We start from the raw sequence: 19,934 nt of genomic DNA on the forward strand, positions 1-19,934 counted from the left end.
ATACTGCACAACTCGTTTGATGAGCAATATATTGCACTTATGAGCGAACACACACCCCTGCAAGTCTTCAGCCACGTCGCCCGCAATCTGCGCGAGGCGCGCCAGCAGCGCGGACTGAGCCAGGAAAAACTGGCCGCCAGCGCCGAGGTCAGCCGCCGCATGCTGGTCAACATCGAGGCCGGCGCCAGCAATGTCAGCATCGCCACGCTGGACCGCCTCGCCAGCGCGCTGGGGCTGACCTTTTCCGAGCTGGTGCGCGCGCCCGGCAGTGACGCGCCAGTGCGGGTGTGGCAGGGCGACAGCAGTGACAGCCACGCCACCCTGCTGCACAGCCTGGCGCTGGCCGGCTGCACGCTGGAGCTGTGGCAGTGGCAGCTGGCGCCCGACGACAGCTACCTGGCCGCGCCGGACCCGGCCGGCTGCGGCGAAATCGTGGAAGTTCACAGCGGCACGCTGCAACTGGCCTACGCCGGCGGCGAGCACACCCTGCAAGCGGGCGACACCGCCGGCTACGGCACCGAGCACGGCTACCGCTACCACAACCCAGGCACTAGCCTGCTGCGTTTCCAGCGCAGCATCGTGATGCCGGCACCCGGCTGAGGCTGCGGCCAACCCTGGCCGTCGGCCAGCCCACCATCACCGCATTTGATGGTTTTGACATAACCGGATAGCATCAAAGTCCTCGTCACTGTCCATCCGCGATCGGAGTCACCATGCGTCTGCTACTCGCCATCCTGCTGCCCTGGCTGCAGTTCTTCACCATCAAGCGCCCGTTTGCCGGCCTGTTCTGCCTGCTGCTGCAGTGCACGCTGATCGGCTGGATCCCGGCGGCGATCTGGTCGGTGTACGCGCTCAGCCAGTACAAGACCGATCTCAAGATCAAACAGGCGCTGGCACAGGCACGCTAGCGCGGGCGCCACGCGTCCTGTCCCGATGGCCAGCCCGGCAACGACCGGCTGGCCATTTTTCATGGCGCCACACCACCACAGGCCATGCCATAAGAATTTTTGCACGCTTGATCCACATCAATCACTACTACATGCTGCGTCCATACAATGCGCCAACCACAACATATTGGAGCAAACGATGTCCGCACGCCCCAGCAGCCATGTCGACGCCGTCAGCAGCATCAACGAATACCTGTCCCGTGCCGACTGGCGGGTGCAGGCCAATGCCAACCAGGGCTACAGCCTGGGCGGCCTGATCCTCAACATCGCCGGCAAGCTCACCGCCGAGTACTGGCTGAACGAAGTTTTCCCCGCCGAGGCCGCCAGTGCGCACCGCCACGGCGACCTGCACATCCACGACCTGGACATGCTGTCCGGCTACTGCGCCGGCTGGTCGCTGCGCACCCTGCTGCAGCTGGGTTTTGCCGGCGTCGGCGGCAAGGTGGAATCGGCGCCGCCGCGGCACCTGTCCAGCGCCTGCGGCCAGATCGTCAATTTCCTCGGCACGCTGCAGAACGAATGGGCCGGCGCACAGGCGTTCAGCTCTTTCGATACCTACCTCGCCCCGTTCGTGAAAAAGGATGCGCTGGACTACGCGCAGGTGAAGCAGGCGATCCAGGAACTGATCTACAACCTGAACGTACCCAGCCGCTGGGGCACGCAGACACCGTTCACCAACCTGACCTTCGACTGGGTGTGCCCGGAAGACCTGCGCGAGCAGATTCCGGTGCTGGGCGGCGAGGAGATGCCGTTCCGCTACGGCGACTGCGGCCCCGAAATGGCGCTGATCAACCGCGCCTATATCGAGGTGATGCTGGCCGGCGACGCGCTGGGGCGGGCGTTTACCTTCCCGATCCCCACCTACAACATCACCAAGGATTTCGACTGGTACGGCGAGAACAGCGAGCTGCTGTTCGCCATGACCGCCAAGTACGGCCTGCCCTACTTCCAGAACTTCGTGAACTCCGAGCTGGAGCCGCACATGGTGCGCAGCATGTGCTGCCGCCTGCAGCTGGACCTGCGCGAGCTGATGAAACGCGGCAACGGCCTGTTCGGCAGCGCCGAGCAGACCGGCTCGGTGGGGGTGGTCACCGTCAACTGCGCGCGCCTCGGCCACCGTTTTGCCGGTGACGAAGCGGCACTGCTGGCCGAGACCGACCGCCTGCTGAACCTGGGCCGCGAGGTGCTGGAAGCGCGCCGCAGCAAAGTGCAACAGCACATCGACGGCGGGCTGTACCCGTACACCCGCCATTTCCTCGGCAGCCTGCGCAACCACTTCTCCACCCTGGGGGTAAACGGCATCAACGAGATGATCCGCAACTTCAGCGCCGACGCCCACGACATCACCAGCGACTGGGGTCATGATTTTGCCTGCCGCTACCTGGACCACATCCGTGCGCGCATGGTCGAGTTCCAGCAGGCCACCGGCCACCTGTACAACCTGGAAGCCACGCCGGCGGAAGGCACCACCTACCGCTTCGCCCGCGAGGACAACAAGCGCTACCCCGGCATCCTGCAGGCCGGCACGCCGCAGCAGCCGTACTACACCAACTCCAGCCAGCTGCCGGTGGGCTTTACCGACGACCCGTTCGAGGCGCTGCTGCGCCAGGACGAACTGCAACGCAAATACACCGGCGGCACCGTGCTGCACCTGTATATGAGCGAGGCGGTGAGCAGCGCCGACGCCTGCCGCCAGCTGGTGAAGCGCGCGCTGGAAAACTTCCGCCTGCCCTACATCACCATCACGCCGACGTTCTCGATCTGCCCGACGCACGGCTACCTGTCCGGACGACACGACTTCTGCCCGAAGTGCGATGCCGAGCTGATCGAGAAAAAACGCCAGGCCGCCTGCACCCCGTAGCCCGGATAAGCGAAGTACATCCGGGGAAATTGCATGTCCTCACGGCAGTCTCCCCGGATGCGCCTGCGGCTTATCCGGGCGACGTGAGGCGAATCGTCAAGTGCGGTGACAGGCGCACAGCAGCCTGCCTAACAGCAACCCCAGACCAACAACACAGAGCCAATCCGCCGCCATGCGGCCAACCTTTGAAAGGAAACACCATGCAACAGCAGCAAACCATCGAGCTGAAAGACGAAGAACGCACCCGCTGCGAGGTGTGGACGCGAGTGATGGGCTACCACCGCCCGGTGGCCTCGTTCAATACCGGCAAACAGGGCGAGTTCCATGAACGCTGCCACTTCGACGAACAGCGCGCCGGCTGAGCGCGCCCGCATCGGCGGCTGGCAGCCGTTCTCGGCCTGCGACTGGCCGGGCCGGCTGGCCGCGGTGGTGTTCCTGGCCGGCTGCCCGTGGCGCTGCGGCTACTGCCACAACCCCGGCCTGCTGCAGCGCCGCCACGGCCAGACAAGTTGGCCGCAGCTGCGCGCGCAATTGCAGGCGCGGCGCGGCCTGCTGGACGGGGTGGTGTTCTCCGGCGGCGAGCCGCTGAGCGAGCCGGCCTTGCCCGCACTGCTGGCCGAAGTGCGGGCACTGGGCTTTGCCACCGGCCTGCACAGCGGCGGCAGTCACCCGCAACGGCTGGCTGCGGTGTTGCCGCTATTGGACTGGGTCGGGCTGGACATCAAGACCCTGCCGCCGCAGTACCCGGCCATCACCGCGGTGGCCGGCAGCGGCGAGCGTGCCGCCGCCAGCCTGGCGCTGCTGCAAGCCAGCGGCGTCGCCTACGAATGCCGCAGCACCCTCCACCCGGCGCTGCACGACGACAGCACGCTGACCCAGCTGGCCGCGTGGCTGGCCCAGCGTGGCGTGCGCCACTACGCCTGGCAGCTGCTGCGCCCCGGCCCGCAACTGCCGCAGCCGTTTTCCCCCATCGCCGCAGGCTGGCCGGCGCCGGCGCTGCAGGCGGCGGTAGCCGGCCATTTTGCACACTTTGAAGTGCGCACCGGCTAGCTGAGGCCAAGCTTGGCCACCGCCGCAGTGCCCGCAGCACCGCCAGCTGGTGACAGCGCAGTTACGGCAGCCCGCAAGCCGCCAGCAACGGCATACGGCGTCACAGCCCCCCCGTTTCTCCGGCAACAAAAAGGCACAACGTCCGTTGGCGGACATTGTGCCGGTATGCGCCCACCACGGCAGTCGCGGTAAGGGGCGGGAAAAACAAAAAACCCCGCCGTAGCGGGGTTTTTATCAAACGCTGTAAAAAATTACAGAGCCTGGATATTGGTGGCTTGTGGGCCTTTTTGACCCATACCTGGGGTGTAGCTAACTTTCTGGCCTTCGGTCAGCGATTTGAAGCCTTCCGAGCGCACTTCGGAGAAGTGAGCGAACAGGTCGTTGCCGCCTGCATCTGGAGTGATGAAGCCAAAGCCTTTTGCATCGTTAAACCATTTAACGGTACCAGTTTCCATTTTTAATTCCTTTAAAACGAGATTGACGGGCAATTGCCCAGGTGCATGACGATCAAGGAATCAAACCGGTAACAATGACGTGCCGCTTTTGAGGTGGATCAACGATGTCGCAAGCAATCTGCTGCTTGAAGGTCCTGCCAGCACCGTTATACGCAGCATCCCTCCCCCGGTCAACGATTAATTGAATTTATTTTTGTTTTACCCTTAATAAATCCCATAAAAGCCAGCAAGCGCTCGTCCGCGCCCGGCGGCGGCGGCCAGTACAGCACAGCGGCACTGCTGTTTGCTCGCCGCTGATGCCATGCCGCTACGGCAAGCAGGCTTGTATTCCGGCGCATCTTTACCTATGCCAAATGCACGGGCTGGCGACATTGAAACTGCTTGCCGCGCTGAAAGCTAGTTGAAAGCTTGACCACCCTATAATTTGCTCGCCCCACCTGAGGTGGCGTGACCTGCACGGCAGGCAACGTCAGGCCTCAGGGGACGCACAGGGTGAGGAGCCAAGCTCCCGCTGATGCCACCTCGGCATACACAACAATATGCAACACTCCGGAGATTACACAATGAAACTGTCGAAACTGTTCGTAAGCTGCCTGCTGGCGGTCACCCCGTTTGTCGCCCAGGCCCAGGTAGAGCAATTCAAGATCATGGCGCCGGCCAACCCGGGCGGCGGCTTTGACACCATCGCCCGTACCCTCGGCGAAGCGCTGCAGGCGTCCGGCCAGGCCAAGAGCGTGGTGGTCGAGAACAAGGCCGGGGCCGGTGGGGCCATCGGCATGGCACAGTTCGTCAATAACGAAAAAGGCAACCCGCACGCGCTGCTGGTGGCCGGTGCCGTCACCGTCGGCGCGCTGGAAACCAACAAGTCGCCGGTCAACTTCGGCATGGTGACCCCGATCTCGCGCCTGATGGGTGAGTTCAACGTCATCGTGGTGCCGACCGCCTCGCCGTTCAAGAACCTGAAAGACCTGATGGCCGCCTACAAGGCGAAACCGGGTGCGGTGAGCATCGGCGGCGGCTCGGCCGGTGGCATCGACCACATCATGGCCAGCCTGATGTCGGAGAAAGCCGGCGTTGATCCCGACAAGCTGAACTACATCCCGTTCGCCGGCGGCGGCGAGGGCAAGGCGGCCATCCTCGGCAACCAGATCTCCGCCTACATCAGCGGCTACGGCGAACTGGCCGACCTGATCAAGGCCGGCAAGGTGCGCGCGCTGGGCATCTCCGCCTCCACCCGCAACGCCGACATCCCGGTAGCGACCATGCGCGAACAGGGCACCGACGTGGTGGTGTACAACTGGCGCGGCGTGTTTGGTGCCCCCGGCATCACCCCCGCCCAGCGCAACGAGCTGATCAAGATGGTGGAAACCGCGGTCAAGTCGCCAAGCTGGAAAGCCAAGGCCGAGAAGATGGAATGGCTGGACATGCTGCAGAGCGGCGACAGTTTCAAGGCCTTCCTCAACGAAGACATCAAGCGCACCGCGGCCATCGTCAAGAAACTGAAGCTGGGTAACTAAGCCATGATCAAGCGCGTAACCGGCGAGCAGCTGCTCGCCATCGGGATCATCCTGATCGGCCTGGTGATGGCCTGGCAGATCGGCGATATCCCTGAGGAGGCCGGTTATGCCGGCATCGGTCCGCGCTTCTTTCCTTCGCTGGTGGTGGCCGGTCTGATCGTTGCCGGGGGCGCGTTGCTGATGCAGCGCCGCCACCGTAACGGGCCGGACACCATCCTCAGCGCAGGCGAAGACGACACGGAACAACTGGAAGCGGAAGAAGCCGCCGTACGCGGCGAGGCCAACTGGAACATGTTCATCATTGCCAGCGGCAGCCTGCTGGCGCACATGGCGCTGATCGGCCTTGTCGGCTTTACCCTGGCCGGCACCTTCCTCTGCTTCGGCATCTGCCGCGCGCTGGAGACACGCCGTCCGGCGCTGGATCTGGTGCTGTCCTTCCTGCTGGCCCTCGGCCTGTTTCACTTGTTCAAGACGCTGGGGCTGAACCTGCCGGCGTTGATCACGGGGGTGCTGTAAATGGATTCCTTGAATGCCCTGTTCAGTCTGGGGTTTGCCACCGCGCTGACCCCGGCCAACCTGCTGTGGGCGCTGCTCGGCTGCACGCTGGGCACCGCCATCGGCGTGCTGCCCGGCGTCGGCCCGGCGGTGACCGTGGCGCTGCTGCTGCCGGTGACGCAAAGCGTCGACCCCACCGGCGCGCTGATCATGCTGGCCGGTGTCTACTACGGCGCCATGTTCGGCGGTTCCACCACCTCCATCCTGCTCAACACCCCGGGTGAAGCCGGCTCCATCGTGTCGGCGCTGGAAGGCAACAAGATGGCGAAGATGGGGCGCGCCGGTCCGGCGCTGTCCACCGCCGCCATCGGCTCCTTCGTCGCCGGTTCCATTGCCACCGTGCTGCTGACATTGCTGGCGCCGGTGATCGCCGGCTTCGCGCTGCAGCTGGGGCCGGTGGAAACCTTCGCGCTGATGATGCTGACCTTCGCCGCGGTATCGGCAGTGCTCGGCAACTCGCCACTGAAGGGCTTCATCGCGCTGTTGCTGGGCCTGTCGATGGGCCTAATCGGCATCGAGGGCCAGTCGGGACAGTCGCGCTTCACCTTCGGGCTGCTGCCGCTGATCGACGGCATCGACATCGTGGTGGTGGCCATGGGCCTGTTCGCGGTGGGCGAGACGCTGTACACCGCCACCTACGAGAACAAGATCGCCGGCCGCATCGAATCGCTGAAGGGCAGCTTCTGGATGAGCAAGGACGACTGGAAACGCTCGTGGAAACCGTGGTTGCGCGGTACCGCCATCGGCTTCCCGTTCGGCACCCTGCCGGCCGGCGGCACCGAGATGCCGACCTTCCTGTCCTACTCCGCCGAGCGCAAGCTGGCCGACGAGAAAACGCGCAAGCAGTTCGGCAAGGGCGCCATCGAAGGCGTGGCCGGACCGGAAGCGGCCAACAACGCCGCGGTCACCGGCACGCTGGTGCCGCTGCTGACGCTGGGCATCCCGACCTCGGCCACCGCCGCCATCATGCTGTCTGCGTTCCAGCAGTACAACATCGTGCCCGGCCCGCTGCTGTTCGATACCAACCCGGAACTGGTGTGGGGCCTGATCGCCTCGCTGTACATCGGCAACGTGATGCTGCTGGTGCTGAACCTGCCGCTGGTCGGCCTGTGGGTGCAGTTCCTGAAAGTGCCGCGCCCGCTGCTCTATGGCGGCATCATCGTGCTGGCCACCATGGGTGCCTACGCGCTGCGACAGAGCTGGTTCGACCTGATGCTGCTCTATATAATCGGCGTGTTGGGCTTCCTGATGCGGCGCTTCGACTTCCCGGTGGTACCACTGGTGGTCGGCCTGATCGTCGGGCCGATGGCGGAGAAACACTTCCGCCGCGCCATGTCGATCAACGAGGGTGACCTGACCGTGTTCCTGACGCACCCGATCTCGCTGGTCATCCTGCTGGTCACCGCCGCCATCCTGGTGGTACCGCCGCTGATGAAACGCCGCCAGGCCCTGCTGGACAGCGCACGTTAAACCAAACCTCCCGGGACACCTGGCGCTTTGCTGGCCAGGTGTCCTTTTAATTGACACTTTTCACTGCACAAGGACAACACAATGCCGGAGATCCTGTTTGAAAGCTCCTTCTGGCTGGCGGTGCTGCAGATCATCGCCATCGACATCCTGCTCGGCGGCGACAACGCGGTCGTGATCGCGCTGGCCTGCCGCAAACTGCCGGAAGAACAACGCCGCCGCGGCATTTTCTGGGGCGTGGCCGGTGCCATCGGCCTGCGCGTGGTACTGATTTTCTTCGCACTGCAACTGCTGGCACTGCCATATTTGAAAGTAGTCGGCGCGCTGCTGCTGCTGTGGATCGGCATCAAGCTGCTGCAACCGGAAGATGACGACGCCCACGGCAATATCGAGGGCAGCACCCACCTGTGGGGCGCCATCAAGACCATCATCATCGCCGACGCGGTGATGAGCCTGGACAATGTGATCGCGGTGGCCGGTGCCGCCAAGGGCAACCTCGGCATGGTGGTGTTCGGCATCGTGATCAGCATCCCGATCATCGTGTGGGGCAGCAAGTTCGTGCTCAAGCTGATGGACCGCTTCCCGATCGTGATCACCTTCGGTGCCGCACTGCTGGGCTGGATCGCGGGCGACATGGTGATCGGCGACGTGGTGGTGAAACCGTACCTGGTCGACGCACCAAGCTGGCTGCACTACGTCAGCGCCGCCAGCGGTGCCATTCTGGTGGTCCTGACCGGCAAGTTCCTTGCCAGCCGCAAGACCGCCGCCGCCGCGCCGCTGCACGAGATTCCGCTGGCCGCCAACAAAGACCACAGCTAAGAAAGGGACACCATGAGCACTCGTATCCTGATTCCGGTAGACGGCTCGGCGCACGCGCTGCGCGCGGTAGAACACGCCCTGCAACTGGCCAAGCTCAACCCGGCGCTGGAACTGCACCTGCTGAACGTGCAGATCCCGGTCGAATCCGGCCATGTGCGCCTGTTTGTCGGCCACGACCAGCTGGAAGACTACTACCGCGAGGAAGGCCTCGCCGCGCTGCAAGCGGCGAGCGCGCTGCTGCAACAGGCCGGTCAGGCCTGCCAGCAGCACATCGCGGTTGGCCACATCGCCGACACCATCGCCCGCTACGCGCAGGAGATGGCGTTCAGCCAGATCATCATCGGCTCGCACGGCCGCAGCGGCCTCGGCCAGCTGCTGCTGGGCTCGGTGGCCACCGACGTGGTGCACCAGTCGGTGGTGCCGGTGACCGTGATCAAGTAAGCCACGCACCAGCCCGCGACAGCGGCTTTCATCCCGGCCCCGCGCCGGTGGTGAAAGCCGCTTTTGCATGGGCGGCGCGCTTGCGGCCAACCTTGCCGCCGCCGTGTACAGCGCCCGCCGACGGCCCGTACAATGCTGGCATCATCGCCCTCCGGAGCTGCCCCCATGCGCCACACACTACGCAAATTCGCCCTCGCCCTGCTGGCGCTGGTCGCCCTGCTCGGCAGCGCGCTGCTGGACTACTACCTGCCGGAACACAGCATCACCACCATCACCGGTGTCGAGGTCAAGCTGGCGGACAAGGACGGCCCGATCAGTCGCCAGAACCCCGCCGACCAGCCGGTGCGCGACATGTACCTGATCTACACCCAGCACGCCATCGACGACGTGCGCGTGTACCGCAACGAGGACACCGGCTGGGGCTGGCCGTTCTACTTCAAGTTCGACGCTTCCGACGTGCAGGCCACCGCCAACGCCATTGCCAACGCCCGGCAGCCGGCCTACCTCACCAGCTACGGCTGGCGCATCAACATGCTGTCGCTGTACCCCAACGTCACCGCCATCCGCCTCGCCGAGGCCGACGAAGCCACCTGGAGCTTTTTCCGCTGGTTCTGGTTCGCGCTGTGGTTTGCCCTGCTCGCCGGCGCCGGCTGGGGGCTGCTGCGCGCGACGCGCCGCCAGCCGGATGACACGCTGCCCGGCTAGACCGGTGCAGACCGGCCGGCCGCCATCAACCAAGGAGACGACATGATCAGCTGCGACTATGTAAGGCACATGGCCCGTTACAACCGCTGGATGAACGACAAGCTGTACGCCGTCGCCGGCACGCTGCCGCAAGCGGCGCTGGACGCCGGGCGCGGCGCCTTTTTCGGTTCGATCAGCGGCACGCTCAACCATCTGCTGGTCGCCGACACCATCTGGCTGAAACGGCTGGCAGCGCATCCGGCCGGCTTTGCCAGCCTTGAGCCGCTGCGCGACATCGCGATGCCGGCACGGCTGGATCTGCCGCTGGCCGACGGCTTTGCCGCGCTGCACGCACGGCGCCAGCAGCTGGATGCGCTGATCGTGCAGTGGAGTCTGGAGCTGACGCCGGCCGCGCTGGCACAGGTGCTGGACTACCACAATATGCGTGGCGAAGCGCAAAGCAGGCCGCTACCCGAGGTGCTGATGCACCTGTTCAACCACCAGACCCACCATCGCGGCCAGATCACCACCCTGCTGTCGCAGCTCGGGCTGGATGTCGGCGCCACCGACCTGATCGCGATGCCAGCGGCCTGAACGGCATTGCGGCCAACCTTGGACAAGGTTGGCCGCAATGTTCAATGCCAGGCTGGCACGCGATCTCAGGCCAGCGTGATCACCACCGGGGTGTGGTCCGACGGCCGCTCCCACTTGCGCGGCGTCTTGTCGATCACGCAGCCGCTGGCGCGCGCCTTCAGGCTGTCGCTGATCAGGATGTGGTCGATGCGCACGCCCATGTTGCGGCGGAACATCATCGCGCGGTAATCCCACCAGCTGTACTGCTTGTCCTCGTCGTTGAACAGGCGGAAGCTGTCCGCCAGCCCCATGCCGATCAGGCGACGGAAGCTGTCGCGCTCCGGCGTGGTGCACAGCACCTGCTCGCGCCAGCCCTCCGGGTCGTACACGTCGCGGTCTTCCGGCGCGATGTTGTAGTCGCCCAGCAGCGCGAAATCCCGGTTCACCGCCAGTTCGCTGGCGACGTAGCGCTCCAGCTCGGCCAGCCACTGCAGCTTGTACTGGTACTTCGGCGATTCCACCGACTCGCCGTTGACGAAGTAGGCGCACACCACGCGCACGCCATCGACGGTGGCGGCGATCACGCGGCGCTGCTCGTCGTCGTAGCCGGGAATGCCGGCCACCACGTCGCTGACGCTGCAGCCGTTCTTCACCAGGATGGCGACGCCGTTATAGGTCTTCTGCCCGAACCACGCCGCCTGGTAGCCGGCGGCCTCGATCTCCGCCAGCGGGAACACCGGGTGGTCCATCTTCAGTTCCTGCAGGCACAACACCTCGATCGGGTTGTCGGCCAGCCATTGCAGCACTTGCGGCAGGCGCACTTTCAGCGAGTTGACGTTCCAGGTGGCAAGACGCATAGCGAGGCTCCTAATTGATTGCAGGCCGCCACCTTAGCGTGCCGGCTGCGGGCTGGCAAACCGCGCCCGCCACCCGCCAGTGCGCAGCACGCCAGTGACTAATATTCCAAACACAATCAGGCCAAAAAAAGCGCCAAGTGGCTGATTTTTGCCCAACAATGTTTAAACAAATAAACAACAGCCACCACATGCCGATTTGCCAAAGCCGTGCGCGGCTGCCTAGAATGGTCCCGTTATCGTAACCGGATGTCCAAATTGTCGTTCAATTCCAAACAACTGCCGCAGTCCGCCGTCGCCATTTGCCCGACGCTGCACCCGCAACGCAACCGCCTGGCGCCGATCGCGCAGAGCTTTGCCATGCGTACCCCGACCTTCCGTCATCGCGACACCCTGCACGCCGCTGCCCAGCCGGACACCCAGTCCGAGCCACCCCGTTAGCTTCCCGCCGCTGTTCGCCGCCTTACTTTCCCGCTGATTTGATGTCGTAAAACGCGCAGTACCCGCGTCCCGCGCCCGTACTGTGCCTGTCGCCCGTTGCCGCCCTTTTGCCGCACGGTGATGCCGTCATGCCGCCTGCCTGCCGCCCCTTGTCGTGCGCCAGCCGCGGCTGTCCCGGTGTTGCCGCCGCCGGCCGGGCCGCGGGCCAAGGATGTTGCAATGGAATTCCATAACTGGTTGATGTACCTCGGCACCATCGTGCTGTTGATGGCGGCGCCCGGCCCGGCGCCCTTGCTGACCCTGTCGCACGGCGCGCAACACGGCGCCCGTGGCGGTATTCCCAATGCGCTGGGCTTTTCCGCCGGCGCACTGCTGCTGATGGCGCTGTCGGCGCTGGGCATCAGCGCGCTGCTGCTGGCCTCGCCGACCGCGTTCAACGTGGTGAAGCTGCTGGGTGCCGGCTATCTGGTGTGGCTGGGGGTGGCGCTGTGGCGCAAGCCGTTCAGCATCGGCGGCGGCACCAGCAGCGCGCCGGCCAGCAAGCTGTGGAGCGGTTTCCGCCCCGCCTTCCTGCTGGCGATCAGCAATCCGGAGGACACCGTGTTCTTCAGCGCACTGCTGCCGCGCTTCCTGGAGCCGCAACAGCCGCTGTGGCCGCAATACGCGGTGATGGCGGCCACCTGGGTGGTGGCCGATCTGGTCATCGCTGTGCTGCTGGCCGCCGCCGGTGGCCGGCTCGGCGTGTGGCTGGCCTGCGGCCAACGTTTGCAGCGTTTCTCGCGCACTTCCGGCGGCCTGTTCGTGGTGGCCGGGGTGACACTGGCCGCGATGCAGCACTGACGCGGACAAAAGAATGCCCCCGCTTGCGGCGGGGGCCAACGTCTAGTTCTTTCACTGCATGCAACCACAGCTAGGAGCGCGCCACCCCGCCACTAGTTCCGCCGCCGCCCCATAAAAAAACCACGCCGGTCAGGCGTGGCAAAAGAGAGTACTACGTGGATCCGGTAGCGACCGCCGGCAGGGGCCGGGCGCTCACAGTGTCTGGTACACCAGCCCGAACTGGGTGGCGATCTTGCGGTATTCCTTCACCTGGCGTTTGACGTAGGCGTCCATCTGCGCGCCGGTGAGGCTGAACGGGAACAGGTCGTAGCCCTCGCGCAGCCGTGCGAACTCCGGCGTCGCCATCACCTTGCGGAAGCTGGTTTCCCAGTAGGCGTAATCGGCGGCCGACACCTTCGGCCCGACATAGAAGCCGCGGATGATCGGCCACACGATGTCGAAACCCTGCTCGCGCGCGGTGGGAATGCCGGACAGCCGGCCCGGCAGGCGCTTGTCCGACATCACCGCCAGCACGCGGATCTTGCGCTGGTCCAGCTGCGGCATCACCTCGCTGAGATCGCCGGACGCGGCCTGGATATGGCCGCCGAGCAGCGCGGTGGTGGTCTCGCCGCCGCCCTCGAACGCGACATAGCGCATCTGCTGGTGGCTGACCCCGGCCTGGCGCGCGATCAGCACCGTCTTGATCCAGTCCTGGCTGCCGACGGTGCCGCCGGCGCCGAACACGATCTCGCTGGGGTGCGCCTTCACCGCCGCCACCAGCTGTTTCAGGTTCTGGTACGGCGAATCGGCGCGCACCGCGATCATGCCGTAGTCGGCGCCGACCCCAGCCAGCCAGCGCACGTCGTTGACGTTGTACTTGCCGAACTTGCCCTGCGCCAGGTTCAGCAGCGAGCCGCCGGAAAAGGCGACGATGATGTTGCCGTCCGCCGGACGCTGCGCCACCACGGTGTTGTAGGCCACCGCGCCGATGCCTCCGGGCATGTAGCTGATGCGCAGCGGCCGCGTCAGCAGCTTGCTGTTGTTCAGCGCCGCGCGTGCCAGCTTGCAGGTCAGGTCAAAGCCGCCGCCGGGCCGTGCCGGGGCGATGCATTCCGGGTCGTCCGGCTCCGCGGCCGCGGCCAGCGACACCAGCAGCAGCGCGCTCGCCAGCACGGCAACACAGGATCTTGCCATGATGTGTTGACTCCTCATTATTCCGTTCGCCTTGTCTGCCCCCGATACTGCCTATTGACACCCGCGCCGTCAGGCGCAACGCTTGTCCGGGGTTGGCGAATCACGCTCCGTATTATTGGAGACGATCATAAGCACAAGCACTTTCACCAACCTTTCACCCGGCACGCACAGAGACAAAGAGAGAGCATGCGCATCATCCTGATAGAAGACCAGCCCGACCTCGCCCACTGGCTGGCGCGGGCGCTGACCGCCAGCGGCTACGTCGTCGACGTGATCGGCGACGGCATCGACGCCGACAACGCGCTGAAAACCGAAGAATACGACCTCGCCATCCTCGACATGAACCTGCCGCGGCTATCCGGCGAAACCATCCTGCAACGGCTGCGCGCCCGCCACCAGACCCTGCCGGTGCTGGTGCTCACCGCGCGCGGCGAGCTGTCGGACAAGGTCAAGGGCCTGGAAATGGGCGCCGACGATTACCTGGTCAAACCGTTCGAGCTGGACGAGCTGGAGGCGCGGCTGAAGGCGCTGCTGCGCCGCCACCAGGGCCACGAAAACGCGTGGCTGCAGTGTGGCGACCTGCGCTACAGCAAGCAGCAACAGTTCTTCGAGCTGGCCGGCAAGCTGCTGACGCTGACGCGGCGCGAACACACGGTGCTGGAAGTGCTGATCCGGCGCAAGGGCCAGCCGCTGAACCGCGAACGCCTGTTCAACCAGGTGTTCACCCTCGACGACAACGCCAACCAGGAAGCGATCGAAGTCTACATCCACCGCCTGCGCAAGAAGCTGGACGGCAGCAACGTCAGCATCACCACCCTGCGCGGCCTGGGCTACCTGCTGGAACAGCGCGATGCGCCTTGAGCAGCTGTTCAACCGCCGCAGCCTGCTCGGCAAGTTCGTGCGCTGGCTGCTGCTGCCGCTGCTGCTGCTGTGGATCATCAACACCGTGGTCGCCTACCAGATCAGCAGCGCCGCGGCCAACCTTGCCTACGACCGCACCCTGCTGGCCTCGGCGCGGGTGATCGCGGAACAGGTGATGGTGCGCAACGGCAAGCTGCACGTGGAAGTGCCCTACATCGCGCTCGACAACTTCGAATACGACAACCGCGGCCAGATGTTCTACCGCGTCAGCGATTTCGCCGGCAACATCATCTCCGGCTACGGCGACCTGCCGCAGATGCCGAAGAACACGCCGCGCACCGAACTGTACCCGGCGCTGGTGCACTTCCACGACGACATCTACCGCGAACGGCCGATCCGCATGGCCACCTTCTACAAGCCGCTGTTCGAGGGCGGGCTGCAGGGTATGATCAAGGTCGAGGTCGCCGAAACCACCGAGGCGCGGCAGTACATGACGCACCAGGTGCTCAACTACACGCTGTGGGGCCAGGGGCTACTGGTGTTCTGCGCGCTGTGCTTCGTCGGGCTGGCGATGACGCGCATCCTGCAGCCGATCCGCCTGCTGGGCGAGGAAGTGATCCGCCGCCCGCCCGGCGACTTCAGCGACATCGAGGTCGGCACCACCCACAGCGAACTGCTGCCGCTGGTCGCCGCCATCAACCAGTACCGCCGCCGCCTGGCCCAGCTGCTGATGCGCTACCAGCGCTTCGCCGCCGACGCCTCGCACCAGCTGCGCACGCCGCTGGCGGTGATGACCACCCAGGCCGAACACGCGCTGCGCGACGGCAGCCCGGAAGTGATGCGCGAAAGCCTCACCGAGCTGAAGCAGATGCTGAAGAAAACCACCCGCCTCACCAACCAGCTGCTGCTGCTGGCCAAGATGGACTCCGGCAGTCACCAGCTGCGCCGCGACCGGCCGCAACCGCCGTTTTCGCTGCTCGACAGCATCGAGAAGATCGTGATGGCCAAGCTGACCGCCGCGCGGCGCAAGGACATCGACCTCGGCCTGGAAAACCGCTGCCACGACCAGAACGCGCCCATCCACGGCAAGCAGATGCTGATCGAGGAAGTGCTGCTCAACCTGCTCGACAACGCGCTGCGCCACACCCCGGCCGGCGGCGTCATCACCCTGCGCCTGTACGACGCCGCCCCCGGCGGCGACCGCGGCTGCATCTTCGAGATCGAGGACAGCGGCCCCGGCATCCAGCCCGAGCAGCGCGAACAGGTGTTCGAACGCTTCCACCAGCTGCCCGACGCCGCCCCCGGCGGCAGCGGCCTTGGCCTTGCCATCGTCAAGGACATCTGCCGCCTCCACGACATCGACATCAGCCTGCACGACGGCCCGCAACTGGGCGGCCTGCTGGTGCAACTCGCCTTCAAACGCTGAACGGCTGCGGCCAACGTTGGCCGCAGGCCGCGCCGGCATTCGCCCCCTGACGCCCCGGCAACGGGCTAGCCAAAACGCTGTCATGCCGCCGCGTGGCAATGCCGCAACAGCAGCGCCCGCCTCCCCCTCCCGCCCCGAAACAGGGCTTGCAAGTCGCCATGGATGAACCATGCTGAAGCTAGCGGCGACACAGGGTCGCCCCGGCGGGACACGCGCCATGACACGCTCTTTTCTGCTCAGCCTGCTCTTGCTAGGCATCGCCCAGCCGACCCACGCCCTCTGTGTGTCGGAAGTCCTCAAGTGCGCCAGAACCGCCCCGCTGATCCTGCAGCTGGAAACGGCGAATGCCGGCGACAAGCCCTTCATCCCCCCGCCGACACCCAGCTTCATCCTGGAAAGAAACGAACTCTCCGGCGGCAACAAGATCGACCTGCGCCCCAGCTGGCGGCTGGACGACGACACCCGCGTATCGGTCAAGGTCAAGCGTAGCCAGGTGGAACTGCGGCTGAGAAAACGGTGGTAAACCGCAACCGCGACACCACGACGAGCACAAACCAGACAAGGTTGGCCGCAAACCCGTTACGGCTTGCGGCCAACCTTGTATCGGTAATCGGTTTTGATTTTTGGCCACAGAAGCACACGGAAAAACACGGACAAAGGCAAAGGTTTCTTTAGCCACGAAACCCACGAAAAGACACGAAAAAAAAATCGGAAACAAAACAGACCCGGCCGAAAATACTGTCGGGTTACGCTGCGCTAACCCGACCTACGACCCGCCCAAGCAGCAAGCCCCACAACCGCCAGAACCGCACCGACGTGCCCATCCCGTTGGCGCAAGCCGTGCAAATTGTCGCCAGCCCGGAAACAAGCCGCCCGCTTTTGAGCGCAGCGTATGGGCGGCGCCGGGATGGCGGCGGTTTGCACGGGAATTCTTGCGTCGTCGGGAGAGCGGTCTGCGTGCGAATCTCTGATTCGCTCAGCGATGTGAAAAGGGGCGGCGGCAGCCCCTTTTCCAGCCCCCGCGCGGCAAGCGGCATATAAAAAACATCCGCGCAGCGGATACCCCAGACAAAAACAAGATTGGCCGCAAACCCGTCACGGCTTACGGCCAACCTTGGTCATTCATGCGCGGTAAACGTTGGGCTTCGCAAGCTCAGCACCAACCTACAAGTCCAACTTACCGCATTACACGTCGGCATCAATGATGCATGCCCCGCAACAACCAGAACCGCACCGACGCACCCCGTCCCGTTGGCGCAAGCCGTGCAAATTGTCGCCAGCCCGGAAACAAGCCGCCCTCTTTTGAGCGCAGCGTATGGGCGGCGCCGGGATGGCGGCAGTTTGCACGGGAATTCTTGCGCCGTCGGGAGAGCGGGGATTGAAAAGGGGCGGCGGCAGCCCCTTTTCCCGCCGCCGCGCGGCAAGCGGCAGATAAAAAACATCCGCGCAGCGGATACCCCAGACAAAAACAAGGTTGGCCGCAAACCTGTTACGGCTTGCGGCCAACCTTCGTCATTCCATCGCGGTAAACGTTGGGCTTCGCAAGCTTAGCACCAACCCACAAGCCCAACTTACCGCGTTGCCATCCTCAGAAAATTCTGGCCCCATGATCCAGCCACGAAGGTGAATCTCGACTGACGGGACACTTGCCCCGTCTGGTAAACGAGGCACCCGATCCAGAATAATTCGCAGCACCTCGCCATCATGAAAACTCGGCCACACCCCAAACCGGGCAACAACCTGCTCGTACCCCTCGATGAACTCATATGCTTGCATGGTGGCTCAATCCGAAAATGGTCAACTTATTGTGTAAGCCAGCAACTCAGTTCAGTCTGGCAGTTCGCCATCTCGACAGATGGCACGCCAGTATGACAAAAGGGCAAGCCATCAGGTATGTCCTTTCAAAAATTATTCTGCGGCCAACCTTTGCGTATCACCGGTGCGGCGCCTGGCAAGCCGGGTGACGCACGCTATATCAATAAGCACACCCCGCAACAGCCAGAACTGCCGCGATGCGCCCCGTCCCGTTGGCGCAAGCCGTGCAAACTGTCGCCAGCCCGGAAACAAGCCGCCCTCTTTTGAGCGCCGCGGATGGGCGGCGCCGGGATGGCGGCGGTTTGCACGGGAATTCTTGCGTCGTCGGGAGAGCGGGGATTGAAAAGGGGCGGCGGCAGCCCCTTTTCCCGCCGCCGCGCGGCAAGCGGCAGCTAAAAAACATCCGCGCAGCGGATACCCCAGACAAAAACAAGGTTGGCCGCAAACCTGTTACGGCTTGCGGCCAACCTTTCATCCAATCGCGGTAAACGTTGGGCTTCGCAAGCTCAGCACCAACCTACAAGTCCAACTTACCGCATTACACGTCGGCCTCAATGATGCATGCTCCACAACAACCAGAACTGCCGCGACGCGCCCCATCCCGTTGGCGCAAGCCGTGCACACTGTCGCCAGCCCGGAGACAAGCCGCCCTCTTTTGAGCGCAGCGTATGGGCGGCGCCAGGATGGCGGCAGTTTGCACGGGAATTCTTGCGCCTTCGGGAGAGCGGGGATTGAAAAGGGGCGGCGGCAGCCCCTTTTCCCGCCGCCGCGCGGCAAGCGGCAGATAAAAAAACATCCGCGCAGCGGATACCCCAGACAAAAACAAGGTTGGCCGCAAACCCGTTACGGCTTGCGGCCAACCTTGTAGCGGTAATCGGTTTTAGTTTTTGGCCACGGAAGCACACGGAAAAACACGGACAAAACCCGATCCCGCAACAGCCAGAACCGCACCGACGTGCCCATCCCGTTGGCGCAAGCCGTGCAAACTGTCGCCAGCCCGGAAACAAGCCGCCCTCTTTTGAGCGCAGCGGATGGGCGGCGCCGGGATGGCGGCGGTTTGTACGGGAATTCTTGCGCCTTCGGGAGAGCGGGGATTGAAAAGGGGCGGCGGCAGCCCCTTTTCCCGCCGCCGCGCGGCAAGCGGCAGATAAAAAATATCCGCGCAGCGGATACCCCGGACAAAAACAAGGTTGGCCGCAAACTATGACGGCTTGCGGCCAACCTTGGTCATTGATTCGCGGCAACTGTTGAGTTACGCTGGCTCAGCGCCAACCTACAAGCCCGACCTACCGCGCTTGTCGAGCATTATTATATTCTCGCCAACCGTCTCATCACATCACTGCGAATAGACATAAATTCACTTAACTCTTCTCTCGCCCCTTTATTCCCATAAAAAACTGCACTATCCACCCCATACTCAGCGGTCAATTCAAGTTGTTTTCTCAACCTAGAAACATAGTTCTGATCATACTCCTCACGACCGTACATCCCTTTCTTGAGAATTCTAGTAATAAAAAATCCATCCTTTTGAATTTCCAATAAATTTCCAACTTCAAAAACTGAAAATCCGAACCTTGTCAATATTTCATAAAGCTCTTTAAAGTTAAGCCGTTGCTCCCCTTTTACCTGTCTTCTTGAGTTCACCTCAAGCCAATGCTTGATCTCATAAAGTTCATCTTCTCTATTTTCTGTAATCTCATGTGCTGCTATTTTTCTTGTGAACTCAAACATCTCATCATCATCACAGCGATCAACCAGCCAACCATTATCACTAAGAAAATACAAAGTCGATAACAATGCAGCCCTTTTATTTCCGTTATGGAAAGAATGGTTTGAAATTACACCATGAAATAGCGCAGCAGCTTTATCAAAAACATCTGGAAAGGCATCTTGTCCACCAGCACTTGAGAACGGTCTAGAAACAGCAGACTCAAGCAGCCCTTTATTTTTTACACCCGGAGGTGAAATAGGATCCTCTGAATTATAAAAATAATCCGTCAAATAGTCATGAATAAAAATTGCTGTTGATATATTCAAAACATAACCCCTTAAATTTATAAAAAAATTCCCAAGTACATTTCAAAATAAAAATAGTGCTTCTTATAAAACTTACACAGTTAGATCAATGCTCGCAGCCGCAATGCATATTTCACTG

Annotated in this window: 21 protein-coding genes; 17 read left to right on the top strand and 4 right to left on the bottom strand. The window is 63.2% G+C overall.

The window, feature by feature from the left end; translation table 11 throughout:
- The first annotated feature begins 39 nt into the window (after positions 1-39).
- The 5 genes from C8E02_RS06255 to C8E02_RS06275 all read left to right on the top strand — a co-directional run bounded on the left by C8E02_RS06255 (position 40) and on the right by C8E02_RS06275 (position 3,858).
- On the top strand, positions 40-600 hold the full coding sequence (locus C8E02_RS06255) for an XRE family transcriptional regulator (RefSeq protein WP_120810131.1): 561 nt from the start codon (positions 40-42) through the stop codon (positions 598-600).
- A 113-nt stretch (positions 601-713) separates the two neighbouring features.
- Positions 714-908, top strand: a complete 195-nt coding sequence (locus C8E02_RS06260) for a YqaE/Pmp3 family membrane protein (protein ID WP_047966564.1) — start codon at positions 714-716, stop codon at positions 906-908.
- Between the two features lie 178 nt (positions 909-1,086).
- Complete coding sequence (locus tag C8E02_RS06265) at positions 1,087-2,808, top strand: ribonucleoside triphosphate reductase (RefSeq protein WP_120810132.1); 1,722 nt, start codon at positions 1,087-1,089, stop codon at positions 2,806-2,808.
- A gap of 200 nt (positions 2,809-3,008) precedes the next feature.
- Entirely contained in the window at positions 3,009-3,170 is a 162-nt protein-coding gene (nrdD, locus tag C8E02_RS06270; protein ID WP_047966566.1) for an anaerobic ribonucleoside-triphosphate reductase, read from the top strand.
- Positions 3,133-3,858: an anaerobic ribonucleoside-triphosphate reductase activating protein gene (locus C8E02_RS06275; RefSeq protein WP_120810133.1), complete on the top strand. Its 726-nt coding sequence runs from the start codon at positions 3,133-3,135 to the stop codon at positions 3,856-3,858. The genes nrdD and C8E02_RS06275 overlap by 38 nt, the downstream gene beginning before the upstream one ends.
- A 251-nt stretch (positions 3,859-4,109) precedes the next feature.
- Here the strand turns inward: C8E02_RS06275 and C8E02_RS06280 are convergent, their stop codons facing one another.
- Entirely contained in the window at positions 4,110-4,313 is a 204-nt protein-coding gene (locus tag C8E02_RS06280) for a cold-shock protein (RefSeq protein WP_047966568.1), read from the bottom strand.
- Positions 4,314-4,876: 563 nt separating this feature from the next.
- Here C8E02_RS06280 and C8E02_RS06285 point away from each other — a divergent pair.
- The 7 genes from C8E02_RS06285 to C8E02_RS06315 all read left to right on the top strand — a co-directional run bounded on the left by C8E02_RS06285 (position 4,877) and on the right by C8E02_RS06315 (position 10,390).
- Positions 4,877-5,830 (top strand): Bug family tripartite tricarboxylate transporter substrate binding protein, encoded by a 954-nt coding sequence (locus C8E02_RS06285; protein ID WP_120810134.1) that lies wholly within the window; start codon positions 4,877-4,879, stop codon positions 5,828-5,830.
- 3 nt (positions 5,831-5,833) lie between these two features.
- Positions 5,834-6,346: a tripartite tricarboxylate transporter TctB family protein gene (locus C8E02_RS06290; protein ID WP_047966570.1), complete on the top strand. Its 513-nt coding sequence runs from the start codon at positions 5,834-5,836 to the stop codon at positions 6,344-6,346.
- Positions 6,347-7,855 carry a tripartite tricarboxylate transporter permease gene (locus C8E02_RS06295; protein ID WP_047966571.1) on the top strand — a complete coding sequence of 503 codons (1,509 nt, stop codon included), beginning with the start codon at positions 6,347-6,349 and terminating at the stop codon, positions 7,853-7,855.
- A gap of 81 nt (positions 7,856-7,936) precedes the next feature.
- The gene (locus tag C8E02_RS06300) at positions 7,937-8,671 is read left to right on the top strand and encodes a TerC family protein (RefSeq protein ID WP_120810135.1); all 735 of its coding nucleotides are present in this window, start codon (positions 7,937-7,939) and stop codon (positions 8,669-8,671) included.
- A gap of 12 nt (positions 8,672-8,683) precedes the next feature.
- Entirely contained in the window at positions 8,684-9,112 is a 429-nt protein-coding gene (locus C8E02_RS06305) for a universal stress protein (RefSeq protein ID WP_047966573.1), read from the top strand.
- A gap of 165 nt (positions 9,113-9,277) precedes the next feature.
- Positions 9,278-9,817: a DUF1523 family protein gene (locus tag C8E02_RS06310; RefSeq protein ID WP_120810136.1), complete on the top strand. Its 540-nt coding sequence runs from the start codon at positions 9,278-9,280 to the stop codon at positions 9,815-9,817.
- A 42-nt stretch (positions 9,818-9,859) separates the two neighbouring features.
- Complete coding sequence (locus tag C8E02_RS06315; RefSeq protein ID WP_120810137.1) at positions 9,860-10,390, top strand: DinB family protein; 531 nt, start codon at positions 9,860-9,862, stop codon at positions 10,388-10,390.
- 65 nt (positions 10,391-10,455) lie between these two features.
- Here the strand turns inward: C8E02_RS06315 and xth are convergent, their stop codons facing one another.
- Positions 10,456-11,226 (bottom strand): exodeoxyribonuclease III, encoded by a 771-nt coding sequence (gene xth, locus C8E02_RS06320; protein ID WP_120810138.1) that lies wholly within the window; start codon positions 11,224-11,226, stop codon positions 10,456-10,458.
- A gap of 255 nt (positions 11,227-11,481) precedes the next feature.
- On the opposite strand from xth, the gene C8E02_RS06325 reads away from it, so the two are divergent.
- On the top strand, positions 11,482-11,664 hold the full coding sequence (locus C8E02_RS06325) for a hypothetical protein (protein WP_147424464.1): 183 nt from the start codon (positions 11,482-11,484) through the stop codon (positions 11,662-11,664).
- A gap of 219 nt (positions 11,665-11,883) precedes the next feature.
- A complete protein-coding gene (locus tag C8E02_RS06330) occupies positions 11,884-12,504 on the top strand; it encodes a LysE family translocator (protein WP_170152117.1) in 621 nt (206 codons plus the stop codon).
- Positions 12,505-12,696: 192 nt separating this feature from the next.
- On the opposite strand, the gene C8E02_RS06335 is transcribed toward C8E02_RS06330, so the two are convergent.
- On the bottom strand, positions 12,697-13,677 hold the full coding sequence (locus C8E02_RS06335; protein WP_120810140.1) for a tripartite tricarboxylate transporter substrate binding protein: 981 nt from the start codon (positions 13,675-13,677) through the stop codon (positions 12,697-12,699).
- A 186-nt stretch (positions 13,678-13,863) separates the two neighbouring features.
- Between C8E02_RS06335 and C8E02_RS06340 the strand changes: the two genes are divergently transcribed.
- From C8E02_RS06340 to C8E02_RS06350, 3 genes are all read left to right on the top strand, one after another.
- A complete protein-coding gene (locus C8E02_RS06340; RefSeq protein WP_047966579.1) occupies positions 13,864-14,538 on the top strand; it encodes a response regulator in 675 nt (224 codons plus the stop codon).
- Positions 14,528-15,964: a sensor histidine kinase gene (locus tag C8E02_RS06345; protein WP_120810141.1), complete on the top strand. Its 1,437-nt coding sequence runs from the start codon at positions 14,528-14,530 to the stop codon at positions 15,962-15,964. Before C8E02_RS06340 ends, C8E02_RS06345 begins: the two co-directional genes overlap by 11 nt.
- Positions 15,965-16,181: 217 nt before the next feature.
- Positions 16,182-16,487, top strand: a complete 306-nt coding sequence (locus C8E02_RS06350; protein ID WP_147424465.1) for a hypothetical protein — start codon at positions 16,182-16,184, stop codon at positions 16,485-16,487.
- Between the two features lie 2,600 nt (positions 16,488-19,087).
- On the opposite strand, the gene C8E02_RS06355 is transcribed toward C8E02_RS06350, so the two are convergent.
- Complete coding sequence (locus tag C8E02_RS06355) at positions 19,088-19,816, bottom strand: type II toxin-antitoxin system death-on-curing family toxin (protein WP_120810143.1); 729 nt, start codon at positions 19,814-19,816, stop codon at positions 19,088-19,090.
- Positions 19,817-19,934: the final 118 nt, after the last annotated feature.

This window comes from Vogesella indigofera (genome assembly GCF_003633895.1).
Classification (GTDB): domain Bacteria; phylum Pseudomonadota; class Gammaproteobacteria; order Burkholderiales; family Chromobacteriaceae; genus Vogesella; species Vogesella indigofera.